The organism is Allocatenococcus thiocycli, from assembly GCF_921292965.1.
In the GTDB taxonomy this organism is placed as follows: domain Bacteria; phylum Pseudomonadota; class Gammaproteobacteria; order Enterobacterales; family Vibrionaceae; genus Vibrio; species Vibrio natriegens.
The window spans coordinates 67,812-84,646 of record NZ_CAKLCK010000011.1 but is presented as its reverse complement, the minus strand read 5'-3'; the positions used below and the strand labels follow the sequence as shown (position 1 = coordinate 84,646).

At 45.6% G+C, this 16,835-nt stretch carries 13 protein-coding genes and 1 pseudogene; 12 read left to right on the top strand and 2 right to left on the bottom strand.

The annotated features are described in order from the left end of the window. Positions 1–89: 89 nt before the first annotated feature. A pseudogene (locus tag L9Q40_RS05330) lies at positions 90–245 on the bottom strand (helix-turn-helix domain-containing protein); the annotation flags it as partial. 153 nt (positions 246–398) lie between these two features. Between L9Q40_RS05330 and L9Q40_RS05325 the strand changes: the two are divergent. From L9Q40_RS05325 to gabT, 6 genes are all read left to right on the top strand, one after another. Next, complete coding sequence (locus tag L9Q40_RS05325; protein WP_498792484.1) at positions 399–1,838, top strand: NAD-dependent succinate-semialdehyde dehydrogenase; 1,440 nt, start codon at positions 399–401, stop codon at positions 1,836–1,838. A 323-nt stretch (positions 1,839–2,161) separates the two neighbouring features. Continuing rightward, a complete protein-coding gene (locus tag L9Q40_RS05320; RefSeq protein ID WP_118121116.1) occupies positions 2,162–3,196 on the top strand; it encodes a TRAP transporter substrate-binding protein in 1,035 nt (344 codons plus the stop codon). Positions 3,197–3,299: 103 nt separating this feature from the next. Then, on the top strand, positions 3,300–3,878 hold the full coding sequence (locus L9Q40_RS05315) for a TRAP transporter small permease subunit (protein ID WP_014234569.1): 579 nt from the start codon (positions 3,300–3,302) through the stop codon (positions 3,876–3,878). Further along, positions 3,875–5,197: a TRAP transporter large permease gene (locus tag L9Q40_RS05310; RefSeq protein WP_020335226.1), complete on the top strand. Its 1,323-nt coding sequence runs from the start codon at positions 3,875–3,877 to the stop codon at positions 5,195–5,197. The genes L9Q40_RS05315 and L9Q40_RS05310 overlap by 4 nt, the downstream gene beginning before the upstream one ends. Before the next feature lies 1 nt (position 5,198). After that, positions 5,199–5,636, top strand: a complete 438-nt coding sequence (locus tag L9Q40_RS05305) for a universal stress protein (RefSeq protein WP_014234567.1) — start codon at positions 5,199–5,201, stop codon at positions 5,634–5,636. A 105-nt stretch (positions 5,637–5,741) separates the two neighbouring features. Continuing rightward, complete coding sequence (gene gabT / locus L9Q40_RS05300; protein WP_014234566.1) at positions 5,742–7,013, top strand: 4-aminobutyrate--2-oxoglutarate transaminase; 1,272 nt, start codon at positions 5,742–5,744, stop codon at positions 7,011–7,013. A 115-nt stretch (positions 7,014–7,128) separates the two neighbouring features. Here gabT and gbca read toward each other — a convergent pair whose 3' ends face one another. Further along, positions 7,129–8,388, bottom strand: a complete 1,260-nt coding sequence (gene gbca / locus L9Q40_RS05295; RefSeq protein WP_014234565.1) for a glycine betaine monooxygenase oxygenase subunit — start codon at positions 8,386–8,388, stop codon at positions 7,129–7,131. Between the two features lie 326 nt (positions 8,389–8,714). Here gbca and gbcB point away from each other — a divergent pair, with 326 nt between their 5' ends. The 6 genes from gbcB (at position 8,715) to L9Q40_RS05265 (ending at position 16,809) form a co-directional block, all read left to right on the top strand. Beyond that, positions 8,715–9,830: a glycine betaine monooxygenase reductase subunit gene (gene gbcB, locus L9Q40_RS05290; protein ID WP_176292745.1), complete on the top strand. Its 1,116-nt coding sequence runs from the start codon at positions 8,715–8,717 to the stop codon at positions 9,828–9,830. Between the two features lie 432 nt (positions 9,831–10,262). Next, on the top strand, positions 10,263–11,525 hold the full coding sequence (gene glyA, locus L9Q40_RS05285; RefSeq protein WP_014234563.1) for a serine hydroxymethyltransferase: 1,263 nt from the start codon (positions 10,263–10,265) through the stop codon (positions 11,523–11,525). Positions 11,526–11,566: 41 nt separating this feature from the next. After that, positions 11,567–12,820, top strand: a complete 1,254-nt coding sequence (locus L9Q40_RS05280) for a sarcosine oxidase subunit beta family protein (protein ID WP_014234562.1) — start codon at positions 11,567–11,569, stop codon at positions 12,818–12,820. Between the two features lie 13 nt (positions 12,821–12,833). After that, positions 12,834–13,118, top strand: a complete 285-nt coding sequence (locus L9Q40_RS05275) for a sarcosine oxidase subunit delta (RefSeq protein WP_014234561.1) — start codon at positions 12,834–12,836, stop codon at positions 13,116–13,118. 12 nt (positions 13,119–13,130) lie between these two features. Further along, complete coding sequence (locus tag L9Q40_RS05270) at positions 13,131–16,148, top strand: sarcosine oxidase subunit alpha (protein ID WP_498792479.1); 3,018 nt, start codon at positions 13,131–13,133, stop codon at positions 16,146–16,148. Continuing rightward, entirely contained in the window at positions 16,141–16,809 is a 669-nt protein-coding gene (locus tag L9Q40_RS05265; RefSeq protein ID WP_498792477.1) for a sarcosine oxidase subunit gamma, read from the top strand. The genes L9Q40_RS05270 and L9Q40_RS05265 overlap by 8 nt, the downstream gene beginning before the upstream one ends. The last annotated feature ends 26 nt before the right edge of the window (positions 16,810–16,835 follow it).

Below are 16,835 nucleotides of genomic sequence, written 5' to 3'. Positions count from 1 at the left end.
ATACACTACAAACTTATAATAAAAATAAGCATTATAAATCATGTGATTATGATAGGTTCATTGATGTTGTTTGACTCATGAAAGCGGAGAAGAGCCGATATATGAATACTGATTGTAGAGCGACTCACGTTGAGCTCAGTTTCTGCAGCGGAAAAACCACCGCAATCAGCGACGACTTTAAAAATTTTCAGTTGTTTTATTTCGTAGTCACCAATGTGACCAATAGGTACGGCGTTTCTGGTCATTGTTTTATGCTCGTAAAACTTTATGTTTATCGAGGAATATTTATATGCCTCAATAGATTGTTATCATTAGGTTAAGTTCCATCGCTATTTTGCGCGATTTGGCTTTTTATATCTTTGACATTGTTAATGTTTATAACAGTAGGAATAGAACTAATGACAGATTTGATCTTATCCCGTGGTTTTATCAATGGGGAGTGGGTTGAAGCGCACGATGGCAAGCAAGTCGATGTAATAAACCCATCCACAGGTGCGTTAATTACTTCTGTCCCTGATATGGGGAAGGAAGAATCGGAAGCCGCTATCATGGCCGCTCATTCAGCATTTAAAGAATGGCGCACTACCACCGCGAAACACCGTGCTGGATTACTTAAAAAGTGGTTCGATTTAATTATCGAAAACGCAGAGCAACTCGCTAAGATACTTACGACAGAGCAAGGTAAGCCATATAAAGAGGCTTATGGTGAAGTGCTTTATGGCGCGTCGTTTATTGAATGGTTTGCCGAAGAAGCGAAGAGAATGTACGGCGATGTGATTCCGTCAGGCAATCCAAACAACCGTTACATGACTATCAAGCAACCTATTGGTGTCGTTACTGCGATTACACCATGGAACTTTCCAGTCGCAATGATCACTCGTAAAGTTGGCCCGGCTTTGGCCGCGGGTTGTACTGTCGTGATTAAGCCGGGTGAAGACACACCGCTATGTGCGTTAGCAATGGTAAAACTTGCCGAGCAAGCGGGTATACCAAAAGGTGTGGTTAACGTTGTGACAACTTCTCGTCCTGCTGAAGTCGGCGATGTATTGTGTTGCCACCCTCTAGTAAGCAAAATCTCTTTCACAGGATCAACGGCTGTTGGAAAACTCATTCTTCGCCAAGCCGCTGATACGGTGAAAAAAGTGTCTTTAGAACTCGGTGGCAACGCGCCATTTATTGTCTTTGATGATGCAGATATTGATAAAGCGGTTTTGGGTGCCGTGATTTCTAAATACCGTAATGCAGGGCAAACCTGTGTCTGTACCAACCGATTCTACATCCATGATGCTGTGTACGATGAGTTTATGGATAAATTCACTTCAGCAGTGAAAGCACTCAAGATAGGTGATGGTTTAGTCGAAGGTACTGAGATCGGTCCGCTAATCAATCAAAAAGCGTTTGAAAAAGTATCGAGTTTGGTAGAAACAGCAATAGAGCAAGGCGCGACGTTAGCGTTAGGTGGCCAGGGGCTGGAGAACGGTCAGCAGTTTTATCAGCCAACCATCTTAACCGATGTGACTGAAGCGATGGATATTGCCCATCAGGAGCTGTTTGGTCCGATTTCAACCATCTTCCGATTTAATGACGAACAGGATGTGATTCGTCGAGCCAACGACACGCCATATGGCTTAGCGGCTTATTTCTATACACGAGATCACAGCCGCGTATGGCGCATGAGTGAAGCGCTTGAGTATGGGATTCTTGGTATCAACGAAGGCATTATTTCGACGGAAGTTGCGCCATTTGGTGGTGTGAAGGAGTCGGGATGTGGGCGTGAAGGTTCTAAATATGGCATTGAAGACTATATGGAAATCAAATACCTATGTCACGGAATTTAACGAGTCCTCCGCTCAGTGTGAGAAACGCTCAGTCTTTATTTTAAATGATTTACCCTAAGCAGTTCTTTTCCATATATTTGATAAAAATATTTTGCAGCACTTCGAGTGCTGCTTTTTTTTGTTTTAAAAACAGGTAATTCGCCATGATGTCGTTATCCCATCTCATTGGTTTGATGGCTGTAAAACTTTAGGTGAAAAAATATGAATTTAACGAATGTGATTAAAACGTAACAATGCTTAACGTGACTGTAACAAGGAGTGACGAGTCACTTCTCATTGTTTCTGGCTGAGTCAGAGCAAAAAATAATCCAAGGAGAAAGTTTATGTTTAAAAACTTAGGAAAGCTGAACAAAGGAAGCCTGGCAAAGATTGTTGCTGCTTGTTCTCTTGCAATTTCAAGCACTTTATTCACGGTTCCTCAAGCGTTTGCAGCTGAACATAATTGGCGTTTTGTAAACCTATACCCGCGTGGTACGGCATACGGTGAAGTGTACAAAGACTTTGCTGATAACATTGAAGCGATGTCAAACGGTCGTATTTCTGTTCAGGTCATGTACTCAGGTGAAGGTGTAGGGCAAACGGGTGTTCTTGGCTCAGTAAAATCAGGCTTGATAACAATGGGCGCTCCTTTCCAGCCAATGCATGCTGGTGAATTCCCAGCAGGTGTTGTGGAAGTTGGTTTGCCAGGTATGACCGATGATGTTGGTGAACTTAGCGCGCTGTTTCATGAAAAAGGCTGGGGAGAAGTCCTGGAAGAAGCATATGACAAGCAAAACCTAGTTTGGCTTGAACCTTACATCCAGCTACCCGTTTATGTCCTAACGAAAGAACCAATCAATTCTATTAAAGATTTTCAAGGTCTGAAGATTCGTGCTCCTGGTGCATACGGCAAATTCTTACGTAATTTGGGCGCATCGCCTGCGTCACTCTCTTACAGCGAAATTTACACCAGTTTAGCAACGGGCGTTATTGATGGCTCGATCGGCAGTAATATTATTGACCACCGTGACGGTAACCACGTTGAAGTAGCGAAATACATGTACCGCCTACCAATTGCTGGCGCGCAAACTTTACCGATTGTGGTTAACAAGGGTGCATGGAACAAACTATCGGATGATTTGAAAGCGATTGTTCGAGCGGCAAGTGCGGTTCATGCCCGTGAGCAGATGACTAAATCTCGTCTTTGGGAATCACAAGCTATCGCAGAAATGGAAGCGAAAGGCATGAAGTGGAGCCCTGAGCCGAGCGAGCAAGACAAAGCGAAATGGAACGAAAGTGCAGGTTCACTTTGGAAAGAATATGCAGATTCTGACAAGTACAGCCAGCGCCTAATTAAGATCGTTCAAGACACCCAATAACGCACTTTAGATGATTTCGCTGGGGGAATCTCTCCGGTTGAATCAGCACTCAAGGGGGAAATACCTTCCCCCTATCTCTTTCACATTGTTATAGGTGATGTCTATGTTGATTAGAGTATTAAAAATCTACTGTCGCGGAATTAATCAGATAATTTATTGGATTGGCCTTTCTGCCTCCATCTTAATGCCTGTTCTCGCTGCTACCGTTGCCTTCGAAGTCTTTTCTCGTTATGTGCTCGGCAGTCCAACTATTTGGGCGTATGACGTTTCACTTTTCTTATTCGGGTATATAGCGGCGTTGGGTGGGGCACTGGCTCAACAAAATAAAGCTCATATTAATGTGGATGTGCTGTACCTGTCGGTATCTAAGCGTGTCCGTTCGTTATTTAACCTTGTGTCTTATTCATTGGCCATATTCTTTCTCTGTGTGGTTTTAATGATGGCACTGGGCAAATTTGAAGAAGCTATCGAGTTTAATTATCGTCGCCAGTCTGAGTGGGCGCCTTCTATGGCACATTTCTGGGTGATGATGATTGTCGCTTGTGGGGCGTTTATCGTGCAGTTTACCAGCGACATTATTCAAGACCTTTACTACCTGGTAACAGGTAAAGCGCTTATCGAACAAGTTCCTGAAGAACGTGAACAAAAAGAGACACTAGTAGACTCAGCGGAGGGCATATGAGTATTGAAGTTCTTACGCTGTTATTGGTCGGTTGTATTCTATTTACCTTTGCTCTAGGTGCCCCAGTCGGCCTTGCTTTGGGCGGAATTGCGATGGGGATAGGTTACCTTACTTGGGGTGAAGGCATCTTCAACCTAGTTCCAACAACCATTGAGAGCAACTTTTTTAGTTTTATTCTGCTGGCCATTCCTCTGTATATCTATATGGGACAATTGCTGACCCGTTCCGGAATTGGCGACGCGATGTTTAACGCCAGTCAAATGGTTATTGGGCGTATTCGCGGCTCACTTGCGGTCAGTGTGATCGGGGTGTGTTCCATGATTGGCGCTATGGTCGGCATTATCGGGGCAGGGATCATGACGTCAGGTAGCATTGCGTTAAAACCAATGCTCGAGCGTGGCTATGATAAAAGGCTGGCTCTTGGTGTCATCATGGCTGGTGGTGGATTGGGAATTTTGATCCCACCAAGCATACCGATGATTATGTACGCAGCGACGACACAAAACTCGGTCGGTCGTATGTTCTTAGCAGCAATCATTCCAGCTCTTATCTCTATCGTTTTGCTGATGTCTTACGTGATCATTAGCTGCAAGCTTAATCCGAAAAAAGCACCGCTAGGCACGGGCAGTGAAAGCAAAATGACGGGTAAAGAGAAATTCACGACGGCACGTGATGGTCTTTTTTCTCTGTTACTGATCGTGGCGGTATTGGGCAGCATTATTACTGGTATTGCTACGCCAACAGAGTCGGGTGCGATCGGGGTTGTTGGCGCGATCATACTTGCGATTGTTTTTAAACGATTCCGTTTCGAGATGTTCAAATCATCAGGGTTTGAAACTGCGATGCTGGTCAGCGTGTCGATGTGGATCATTTTAGGCGCGTCACTATTTAGTAACTTCCACATGTTAAGTGGCGTGCAAAATATGGTGGCGCAAATCACTGAGGATCTGGGCTTACCGCCTTGGGGCGTGATTATCTTAATGCAGGTGATCATGTTACTGCTTGGCTTCATTATTGATGAATTGATCATCGTTTTGATGTGCGCGCCGTTGTTTACACCTATCGTCGTGTCTCTGGGTTATGACCCGATCTGGTTCGGTATTTTGATGATCCTAAACATCGAAATCGCAGTGCAAACGCCGCCTTATGGTTTCGCGCTGTTTTATCTGAAAGGAATTTCACCTCCTGGCGTCAGTATGATGGACATCTATCGCTCGATTCTTCCGTTTATCGCTCTAAAGCTGTGCGTATTGATTCTGTGCATGATGTTCCCTGAAGTGGTGATGTGGTTACCAAACACAGTGATGGGAGTAAATTAATATGAGCCTCAAGCGAATTCTAATGCCAGTTGACCTTTCGTATCCTGATGTAGTGAAAAAAGAGGTCGACATGGCGCTTAAGTTGATAGACGAACAAGGTGTCATAGACATGTTGTATGTCGATGAGGCACGGGTGCATCACAGTATGGTACCGACAGCATCTGGAAGTGCTTTTTCAGCTCAACATCAAAGTGCCTTTGATTGTGTGCAGACGATGTTAGAAACCTACGTGCCAAAACAACATCGTGGCAAAGCGATTGTTCGTAATGGTGTGGTGTTTGATGAAGTGTTGCTGCAAGCCAAATACTCTCAAGTGGATGCCATTGTTATGGCATCTGCAAATCCGAATTTTCGCTCATATTGCTTAGGTTCTAATGCCGCAAAGATAGTTCGCCATTCTCACTGTTCAGTGTTTGTGGTGAAAGGCGATCCTACTTAACGATTCTTCGCGTTTAGCTAACGCATACAACAATAAATAGAAACTAAAGTCGCCAAAGGGAATCATTCCTGGCGGAGGTATATGTACAACTCAAGGAATACAAAAATGACTAACCAACAACTACACGAGAGAAGAAATCAGGTATTTTCTAACGGTATGGGCGCACTTTACCCACTGTATGTTGCCAAAGCTGAAAACGCCCTAATCTGGGATGTGGAAGGCAATAGATATATCGATTTTGCGGCGGGTATTGCGGTAAACAATACGGGTCACGCCAACAAGCGTATTACTGAGGCAGTAAAAGCACAGTTAGATAACTTTTCTCATACCTGCGCTTTGGTGACACCTTATGAATCGTTTGTTGAGTTGGCAGAGAAGTTAACTCAAATCGCACCGGGCGACTCAGAAAAGAAAGCGATTTTCCTGACTACAGGCGCAGAAGCCGTGGAAAACGCGGTAAAAGTGGCTCGTGCACACACTGGTCGTAGCGGCGTGATTGCATTTAAAGGTGCTTTCCATGGTCGTACTAACCTGACGATGGCTCTGACGGGTAAAGTTGCGCCGTACAAAGCGAGTTTTGGTCCGTTCCCTGGCGAAGTTTTCCATGCACCGTACCCGAACGAGTTCCACGGTGTATCTGTAGAACAGAGCTTGCAAGCACTTGAGGACCTATTTGCTTGTGATATCGAAGCAGCACGTGTTGCGGCGATCATTTTCGAGCCAGTACAAGGTGAAGGCGGATTCTACCAAGCGCCAGTTGCCTTCGCGCAAGGCTTACGTGATATCTGTGATAAATATGGAATCATGTTGATTGCAGATGAAATCCAAGCGGGTTTTGCACGTACGGGTAAAATGTTTGCAACTGAGTACTTGGGTATCGAACCAGACATGGTGACCATGGCAAAAGGCATTGCTGGTGGCTTCCCAATTTCAGCCGTGGTTGGTAAAGCTGACGTTATGGACTCAGCACCAGCAGGTGGTCTTGGTGGTACCTATGCAGGCTCTCCGATGGGCTGTGTTGCTGGTCTGGAAGTGTTAAAGATCATTGAAGAAGAGCAGTTGTGTGCAAAAGCGATCGGTATTGGTGAAGTTGTTAATGCACGTATGACGAAGCTACAAGAGACGGTTCCACAAATCGGTCAGGTACGTACGATTGGCGCGATGATGGCAATCGAGTTCACTGATCCAGAATCTGGCAAGCCACTACAAGATCTTACTAAGGCAATCATTAGCAAGGCGCAAGAGAATGGTGTGATATTGCTTTCTTGTGGCGTAAAAGCGAACGTAATTCGTCTACTTCCAGCATTGACCATCGAATCTGAAATACTAAGCGAAGGCTTGGATAAACTAGAGAAAATCATCAAAGAACTGGTTTAAGTTGCTCAAATTTCTGAGCTCTTTTTATTCAGTTCAGGAGAGGCAATAGTATAAAAAAGCCCCATCGTGAGATGGGGCTTGGGTTATGGAGCACGGTATAGACAAGTATTGTAGATTACAACTTTTCCTGGATTCGTTCTGCGTACCAGTTGATGAAATCAATAACACCAAACTCAAAGGTTTCCGAGTAAGGTCCTGGCTCGTAACTTAGCGAGTTGATACCACGTTGGTTCTCTTCGCCAAGTCGACGGTCTTGTTCGTTTGTTGCGTCCCAAACACGACGTAGGTTTTCTGGGTCGTAATCCACACCTTCAATCGCATCTTTGTGAACAAACCACTTAGTCGTTACCATCGATTCTTGCGCTGAGATTGGCAGAACGCGGAATACGATAAAGTGATCACTTTGCATGTGGTTCCACGAGTTAGGCAGGTGCAAAATACGTAAAGAGCCTAACTTATCATTCTTGATGCGACCCAGCATTTTCTTCGAACCAGCCGAACCATCGATGGTCATTACAGACGTCCCTTCTTTCAAAGGCATACGTACCAGGCGGTTTCTGCGACCATATTTTTTATGCTCGTGCGGGATAGATTCTGCATCCCACTCTGCAGCCATACGCTCGTAGTAGTCTAAGAATTCTTTTGGAGCACGTGGATCGTTCGTGTCATCCCACTCCAGAAGTGTGTTTAGCAGTTCTGGGTGGCTACCGCTGCAGTGGTAACATTCACGGTTGTTTTCTAGAACAAGTTTCCAGTTCGCTTTTTCATACATGTTTGATTCAACGGCAAGCTTGGTGTTCTCAACGTCGTACGGTTCCATGTATTCTTCAAGTGTCGCCAGGAACTCATCAAAATCTGATTCTGGTGGCTGTTCACCAAGGCAGATAAAGATAAAGCCACCCGCCGTTTTGCAGTGAACAGGTTTAAGTTTGTGCTTCTGCATATCAAACTCATCGCCCATCTCAGTGCCAGCGAATAGCAAGTTACCTTTCGTATCGTATGTCCACTGGTGATAAGGACAAACTAAGTTGGCCACTTTCCCTCTGTGTTCCAAGCAAATACGAGAGCCGCGGTGACGACACGTATTGTGGAACGCGTTGACTTGTCCATCAGCGTCACGGACGATAAGGACAGGGCTTTGCGCGATCTCTACCGTAAAGTAGTCACCTTTTGACGGTATTTCACTCGTCATGCCAACGAATAACCATTCCTTCTGAAAGATCTCTTCGACATCAATTTTGAATAGAAGTGGATCGTTATATAACGGACGTGGTAGTGAATAATTAATACGACGCTCTTCGAGCATTTTTTTCATTTCTGCTCGTGCTACTTCTAAGCTCGAGTAACTGATGTTGAGAATATCGTTTTGTGTCATTGTCTATCTTCTTCTAGAAAATGTGGACGATACGCCCTACTAGGGGGCTTCCATGCGTTTTTGGCCAACAGCCTTACTAAAAGTGGGTAAATGTTTGGCTCGCAGATATCCTGCCATTATTGGCATGTTAAGAAGTGGTCTAAATGCGACATTGAGTGAGCCTATTTGAGACACGCAATAAACTATTTTCCCTTACGTGACCGTTTTGGATAACTCCGTGTCGTTAATGGATAACTCGAATAGTCAATAATACCCAAAATAAGCACAACCCATGGAGGGAATCCACCAAATACACCGTTGCGGAGAAGCCGGATATGAATACCCCAATGAACTCTCTAGCCACCAGTGGCTCTTTTATACCTGTTGAAACTCAAATTTGGGATAACGGTCGTCACGCAGTTCGTTGCGTAAAAACCATTCAAGAAACTTGGGACACCAAAACATTTTGTTTTATGGCTGAGCAGCCAACCATGTTTTTCTTTAAGCCTGGCCAATTTGTCACGCTTGAGCTTGAAATCGAAGGTGAGCAAGTTTTCCGCTCTTATACCATTTCGAGTTCGCCTTCAGTCCCTTACAGTTTTTCGATCACGGTAAAACGTGTTCCGGGTGGATTTGTATCTAACTGGATCCACGACAATCTGGAAGAAGGTTCTGAACTGGCCGTTCATGGACCAGTTGGGGCATTTAACAGTATTGACTTCCCGGCAGAGAAAGTACTTCTGCTATCTGGTGGGGTAGGTGTAACGCCACTCATGTCTATGGCTCGCTGGATTTATGATACCAATAGCGACGTTGATGTGACGTTCGTGCACAGTGCTCGAACGCCACGCGACATCATCTTCCACCGTGAGCTTGAATTTATGTCATCTCGCATCTCCAACTTTCACTTGCATCTGATTTGTGAGCGTTTGGAGTCAGGACAAAACTGGTCGGGATACCGTGGCTATTTAGATGACATCAAACTATTAATGATCACGCCAGATCTGCATGAACGTGAGATTTTCTGTTGTGGTCCAACGCCATACATGCGCGCGGTAAAATCTATCCTTGTCAAACTAGGTTTCAACATGGATCACTACCATGAAGAGGCATTTGGTGAGGCTCCAGCTGGCGTAGAAGAACAAGCGGTTCAGGATGCTGAAATTGCAGCAGAAGAAGCGGAACTATTGACGGAAAGCGACCTAATCGAAGTCATGTTTACCGAAAGCGACAAGCAAGTTCAGGTTGCGCCGGGTGAAACCGTCCATGCTGCCGCAGCTAAAGCAGGGCTTACTATTCCAAAAGCTTGTGGTATGGGCATTTGTGGCACATGTAAGGTTAAGAAAGTCAGTGGTGATGTTGAAATGAGCCACAACGGTGGTATCACTGATGAAGATGTCGCAGACGGCTACATTCTTTCTTGCTGTAGTGTTCCTAACGGAAACGTTGTTATCGAATGTTAATCAATTAGTAGAAAATTATTACCTTAATTTCAGTGCTTAATTCAAACAATAAGTGGTTATAAATTTAATTTATAAAATTTATTGCGCTCATTTATTTGAATTAAGGACTGAAGCCCTGCGCTCTAAATATCATTGTTAATAAATGTATTAATAATGATATTTTGGAATGTGGACAAGGAGGTGTATATACAAATAGTTATTGATTTTTATCGGGATTTTGGCAGAGCGCGAGCTCTGCTTTTTTTATTTAAAAATAAATTAAATGATGTCGCAAATCCGCAGATTTTGTCGTATTTACGCAAGCGCAATATTACGAATTAATTACTATTGAGTTGTCGATTAGGTTTTCATTGTAACGATTTTGAATTCAATGTCGTGCGGCAAACCTGATGCCTAAACAGGGAAGCGAGATTCCAGTATCAAGGAGAAGATATGTTTAACACTACTCAAAACATCGAAGCGTACGACAGTGAACTATGGTCGGCGATTGTAAAAGAAGAACAGAGACAAGAAGACCACATTGAGCTGATTGCTTCTGAAAACTACACCAGCCCACGAGTGATGCAAGCTCAAGGTAGTAAACTAACCAATAAATACGCTGAGGGTTACCCGGCAAAAAGATACTACGGTGGCTGTAAATTCGTTGATGAAGTAGAAGTATTGGCGATTGAACGTGCAAAACAACTGTTCGGTGCGGAATACGCGAACGTACAACCACACTCAGGGTCACAAGCAAACGCTGCCGTGTACATGGCTCTTTGTGAACCAGGTGACACAGTACTAGGCATGAGCCTTGCTCACGGTGGTCACTTGACTCACGGTTCGCACGTTAACTTTTCAGGCAAAATTTACAACGCTGTTCAATACGGTCTAAACGCTGAAACGGGCGAAATTGACTACGAACAAGTTGAACAACTAGCTCTTGAGCACAAGCCTAAAATGATCGTTGCTGGTTTCTCAGCATACTCACGTGTCGTTGACTGGCAACGCTTCCGCGATATCGCGGACAAAGTTGGCGCTTACCTATTCGTTGATATGGCGCACGTAGCGGGATTAGTTGCAGCTGGTGTTTATCCAAACCCAGTACCTTTCGCGGATGTTGTAGCAACCACAACACACAAAACGCTACGCGGTCCACGCGGTGGTTTGATTGTTTCTCGCGACGCTGAACTAGAGAAAAAGATCAACTCTGCTGTTTTCCCTGGTGGTCAGGGTGGCCCTCTAATGCACGTGATTGCGGCAAAAGCAGTAGCGTTTAAAGAGGCGTTAGAGCCAGAATTCGCTGAATACCAGAAACAAGTTGTGGCTAATGCTCAGGTAATGGCGAAAGTATTTATCGAGCGTGGTTTCGACGTTGTATCGGGTGGTACAGACAACCACTTATTCCTGTTGAGCCTAATCCGTCAGAAGCTGACAGGTAAAGCGGCAGACGCAGCACTTGGCATGGCGGGTATTACCGTAAACAAAAATGCTGTACCGGACGATCCACAATCTCCATTCGTTACTTCAGGCCTGCGCATTGGTACGCCAGTGATTACAACGCGTGGTTTCGGTGAAGCGGAATGTGAAATGCTAGCAGGTTGGATCTCAGACATTCTTGATGTCCTTGATGACCCGCAAGCGCTGGCAAGCACGATTGAAGTCGTAGGAAGCAAAGTGCAGTCACTATGCCGTGATTTCCCTGCATACCAATAGAAAACGGTATTTGACTTTAGCTGAAATGAAGGAATAGACAAATGCAGCATTATTCAGGTTTTGGTCTACTTAAACACTCTCTTTCCCATCACGAAAATTGGCAAAGTGTCTGGCGCAATCCTACGCCTAAGAAAAAGTATGACGTCATTATTATTGGTGGCGGTGGTCATGGACTAGCGACCGCCTACTACTTGGCAAAAGAACATGGCATTACTAACGTTGCTGTCATTGAAAAAGGTTATTTAGGTGGTGGTAATACCGCGCGTAATACAACCATCGTTCGTTCTAACTACTTGTGGGATGAAGCTGCATTTCTATACGAACACTCGCTGAAATTATGGGATGGCTTATCACAAGACCTGAACTACAACGTGATGTTCTCTCGTCGTGGCTGTCTCAATCTGGGACACACGCTGCAAGACATGCGTGATATCGAACGTCGTGTTGCAGCAAACCGTCTGAACGGTATCCAAGGTGAAGTACTTGATACACAACAGGTTAAAGAACTTGTTCCGCATATGGATTGTTCTGAGAACACTCGTTACCCAATCCTTGGTGCGTCATGGCAGGCAAACGCTGGTGTTGCGCGTCACGATGCCGTTGCATGGGGCTTTGCTCGCGGTGCAGACAGCATGGGTGTTGATCTGATTCAGCAAACTGAAGTGGTCGACATGATTATCGAAGATGGCGCGATTGTTGGTGTGAAAACGAACCGTTACGGCAACATCATGGCTGACAAAGTGGGTTGTGTGGTTGCAGGTAACTCAGGCGTGCTAGCGAAAATGGCTGGCTTCGAAATGCCATTAGAGTCTCACCCTCTGCAAGCGTTGGTATCAGAGCCGATTAAACCAATTCTGGACACCGTTGTGATGTCGAACCACGTACACGGTTACGTCAGCCAATCAGACAAGGGTGACTTGGTTATCGGTGCAGGTATCGATGGCTACAACGGTTACGGTCAGCGCGGTTCTTACTCGACGATTGAGCATACCGTACAAGCGATTGTTGAAATGTTCCCAATCTTCTCCCGTGTACGCATGAACCGTCAGTGGGGTGGCATTGTTGATACAACAGCGGACGCTTGTCCAATCATGACCAAAACACCGGTTGAAAACTTATTCTTCAACTGTGGTTGGGGTACGGGTGGATTTAAAGCGACTCCAGGGTCAGGCAACGTATTCGCAGCCAGCTTGGCTAAAGGCGAAATGCATGAACTGGCTAAACCTTTCTCAATGTTCCGCTTCAACAATGGTGCATTGATCGACGAACACGGTGCTGCGGGCGTAGCGCACTAACAGGAGAAGAATTATGTTTCTGATTTATTGCCCTCACTGCTGTGAGTATCGCGAAGAAGAAGAGTTCCACCCAAAAGGTCAGGCTCACATTACACGTCCAGTCGATGCGGACAGCTGCACAGATGAAGAATGGGGCCAATACCTATTCTTCCGTAAGAACCCAAGAGGCCTTCACCACGAAATGTGGGTGCACTCAGCGGGGTGTCGCAAGTTTTTCAATATGACGCGCGATACACAGACTTACGAAATTAAAGAAGTCTACAAGATTGGAGAGCAACCTTCACTGGCTGCAGAGTAAGGAGTGTTAAGGATGACACAAGTAAATCGTATTTCATCACAAAGTCGAGTTGACCAGTCGAAGTCAATCAATTTTGAATTCAATGGTAAGTCGTACCCAGGCTACGCGGGTGACACACTGGCTTCAGCGCTATTGGCAAATGGTGTTGATGTTGTTGGCCGTAGTTTTAAATACAGTCGTCCTCGCGGCATCATCGCAGCAGGTGCAGAAGAGCCAAATGCAATCTTCCAGCTTGGTGCGACAGAAGCGACGCAGGTTCCTAACATTCGTGCGACTCAGCAAGAGCTTTACGATGGTCTTGTTTGTCAGTCAACCAATGGCTGGCCGAATGTTGATAAAGATGTAATGGGCGTTTTAGGTAAAGTCGGCGGCGGCATGATGCCTCCAGGCTTTTACTACAAAACCTTCATGTACCCAAAATCAATGTGGGAAACCTACGAAAAATACATTCGTAGCGCTGCGGGATTAGGTCGCTCACCACTAGAGAACGACCCTGACCGTTACGAAAATATCAACCAACACTGCGACGTTTTAGTCGTTGGTGCTGGCCCTGCAGGTCTAATGGCTGCATTGACAGCAGCACGCAGCGGTGCTCGCGTAATTCTTGCAGACGAACAAAGTGAGATGGGCGGCAACCTACTAAACACTAAAGAACAAGTAGATAACCGACCAGCGACTCAGTGGGTGCAAGAGGTTCTGGCTGAGCTGGAAGCATGTCCGGAAGTGAAGTTACTACCTCGCTCGACTGTGAACGGCTACCATGACCATAACTTCTTAACTATCCACGAGCGTTGTACTGATCACCTGACGGATCTTGCGCCTAAGCATACTGCTCGCCAGCGTTTGCATCGCGTTCGTGCGAAATGGGTGGTATTGGCATCAGGTTCTCACGAGCGTCCACTTGTATTTGGAAACAACGATTTACCAGGCAGCATGCTTTGTAGCGCTGTATCTACATACATAAACCGCTACTCAGTGGTACCAGGTCAAAGCCTTGTGGTTATGACGACGAACGACAGTGGCTACCAGACAGCATTGGATTGGCATAGCGCAGGTCGTAAAGTTAAAGCGGTTGTTGATACCCGAGCAAATGCGGACAGTGCAATCATCCAGAGCGTGATTAAAGCGGGAATCCGTGTCATCAAAGGCTCTGCGGTTGTTGAAGCGCTGGGAAGCAAACGTGTGACTGGGGTACGTATTAATAAACTCGATGCGAGCGGTAAGAAAGTTGAAGGCTCAAGCGAGACAATTCAAGTAGATACGGTTGCAACATCTGGCGGCTACAGCCCAGCAGTGCACCTATCTTGTCACACTGGCAGCCGTCCAGTATGGAACGAAGAAGTTATCGGTTTTGTTCCAGGTGAAACAAAACAGAAGCAATTGATTGCAGGTGCGATTAACGGCAATTTCACCACTAAAGGTGCGATGCAAGAGGGTATTGAAGCGGGTAATAAAGCGATTCAAGAACTAGGTCTGAGTGCAGTGGATGTTACGCTTCCAAAGACTAATGAGTTACCAGTCGCGAAACCAATGGCATTGTTCCATATTCCGCACCCTAAAAAGACGTCGAAAGCACCGAAACAGTTTGTGGATTTCCAAAACGATGTAACAGCGGCTGGTATTGAACTGGCATGTCGTGAAGGTTTTGAGTCAATCGAACACGTTAAACGTTACACAGCGATGGGCTTTGGTACTGACCAAGGTAAGCTAGGTAACATTAACGGTATGGCTATCGCCGCGAACGCGCTGAACAAGTCAATTCCAGAAACAGGTACGACGATTTTCCGTCCAAACTACACGCCGGTTACCTTTGGCGCGATTGCGGGACGTAACTGTAAAGAGTTGTTTGACCCTAAACGTTACACCGCAATGCATCAGTGGCACTTAGACAATGGCGCATTGTTTGAAGATGTTGGTCAATGGAAACGTCCATGGTACTTCCCTAAAGCGGCAGAGACCATGCAACAAGCTCTCGACCGTGAGTGTCTCGCAGTACGTAACTCTGTCGGCATTCTGGACGCATCAACACTTGGCAAGATCGATATTCAAGGTAAAGACGCGCGTGAATTCTTAGGCCGTATTTACAGCAACGCTTGGGCAAAACTGCCAGTTGGTAAATGTCGCTACGGTTTGATGTGTGGTGAAGACGGTATGGTGTTCGACGATGGTGTTACGTCATGTCTTGGCGAAAACCACTTCTTAATGACTACCACAACTGGCGGTGCTGCACGCGTACTTGAGTGGCTTGAGCTTTACCATCAAACAGAATGGCCGGAACTGGAAGTGTACTTTACTTCGGTTACCGATCACTGGGCGACAGCAACAATTTCAGGTCCAAACAGCCGCAAGCTGCTCCAAGAGCTGACAGATTGCGACCTAAGCAAAGATAACTTCGCGTTTATGGACTGGAAACAAGCTACGGTTGCTGGTGTACCAGCGCGTATCTTCCGTATCTCTTTCACTGGCGAACTGTCATTCGAAATCAACGTTCAGGCAAACTACGGCCTACACGTTTGGAGGAAGTTGATGGAACACGGTGCGAAATACGACATCACGCCTTACGGTACTGAAACTATGCACATCTTGCGTGCAGAAAAAGGTTTCATTATCGCAGGTCAGGATACAGACGGAAGTGTTCACCCTTACGATTTAGGTATGGGATGGTGTGTCGCGAACAGCAAATCATTCAGCTTTATCGGTAAACGAGGCATGGCACGTGAAGACTGTGTAAGAGAAAACCGTAAACAACTGGTTGGCTTGAAAACCATCGACCCGAATGTCGTTATTCCTGAAGGTTCACAAGGTGTTCTCGATCCAAATGCGCCGATTCCTGTGCCAATGGTTGGACATATTACGTCTAGCTACTGGAGTGCAAACCTGAATCGCAGTATCGCGATGGGCTTTGTAAAAGGTGGTCTGGACCGCATGGGCGAAAAGGTTTACTACCCACAAGTAGACGGTAGCGTGATTGAAGCTGAAATCTGCAGCACTGTATTTTTGGATCCAAAGGGAGAGCGCCAAAATGTCTGATACAACATTGATTGAACAAGAAAACAAACAACCATTGGTTGACCTAATGAACCAGGTTCCTGGTGGAGAAATTTTCGGTGAATCTCCTTTGCATCATGCAGAGTTCGATAAATTGGCAAGTATGCCGCCAGATCGTCAAGGTGTGGTTCTTAAAGAAGTGAAGTTGATGGGGCATCTAACATTACGATGCAACCCAGAAAATGAAGAAATGGTCAAAACAGTGTCTTCAATTCTTGGCTTCTCATTGCCACTTGAACCGTTGACATCAACGTCTAAAGGCGATTTTTCCGCTCGTTGGTTAGCGCCGGATGAATGGTTGATTACGGTTCCAGGACTAGCAGCATTTGACGTGGAATCAGCGTTTCGTGAGCAAATGAAGGGTCATTACTCTCTGGTTAACGGTAGCGGCGGTTCAACGATTCTAGAGCTCTCTGGTACTCATGCTGTTGATGTTCTGAAAAAGTCGACGCCGATTGATGTTCACTTGAAGGAATTCCCAGTTGGCAAAGTTGTGTCAACCGTATTTGCGAAAAGTGGCGCGATCATTCGCCGCCTTGAAGAAGATAAGTTCGAGTTGGTTGTTCGCCGTAGCTTCTCTGACTACCTATGGTTGTGGATTCAAGATGCAAGCCTAGAGTTTGGTCTGTCGATCGCTAAGTAAAGCGCTAGCTAAGTTGTAATCGAGCC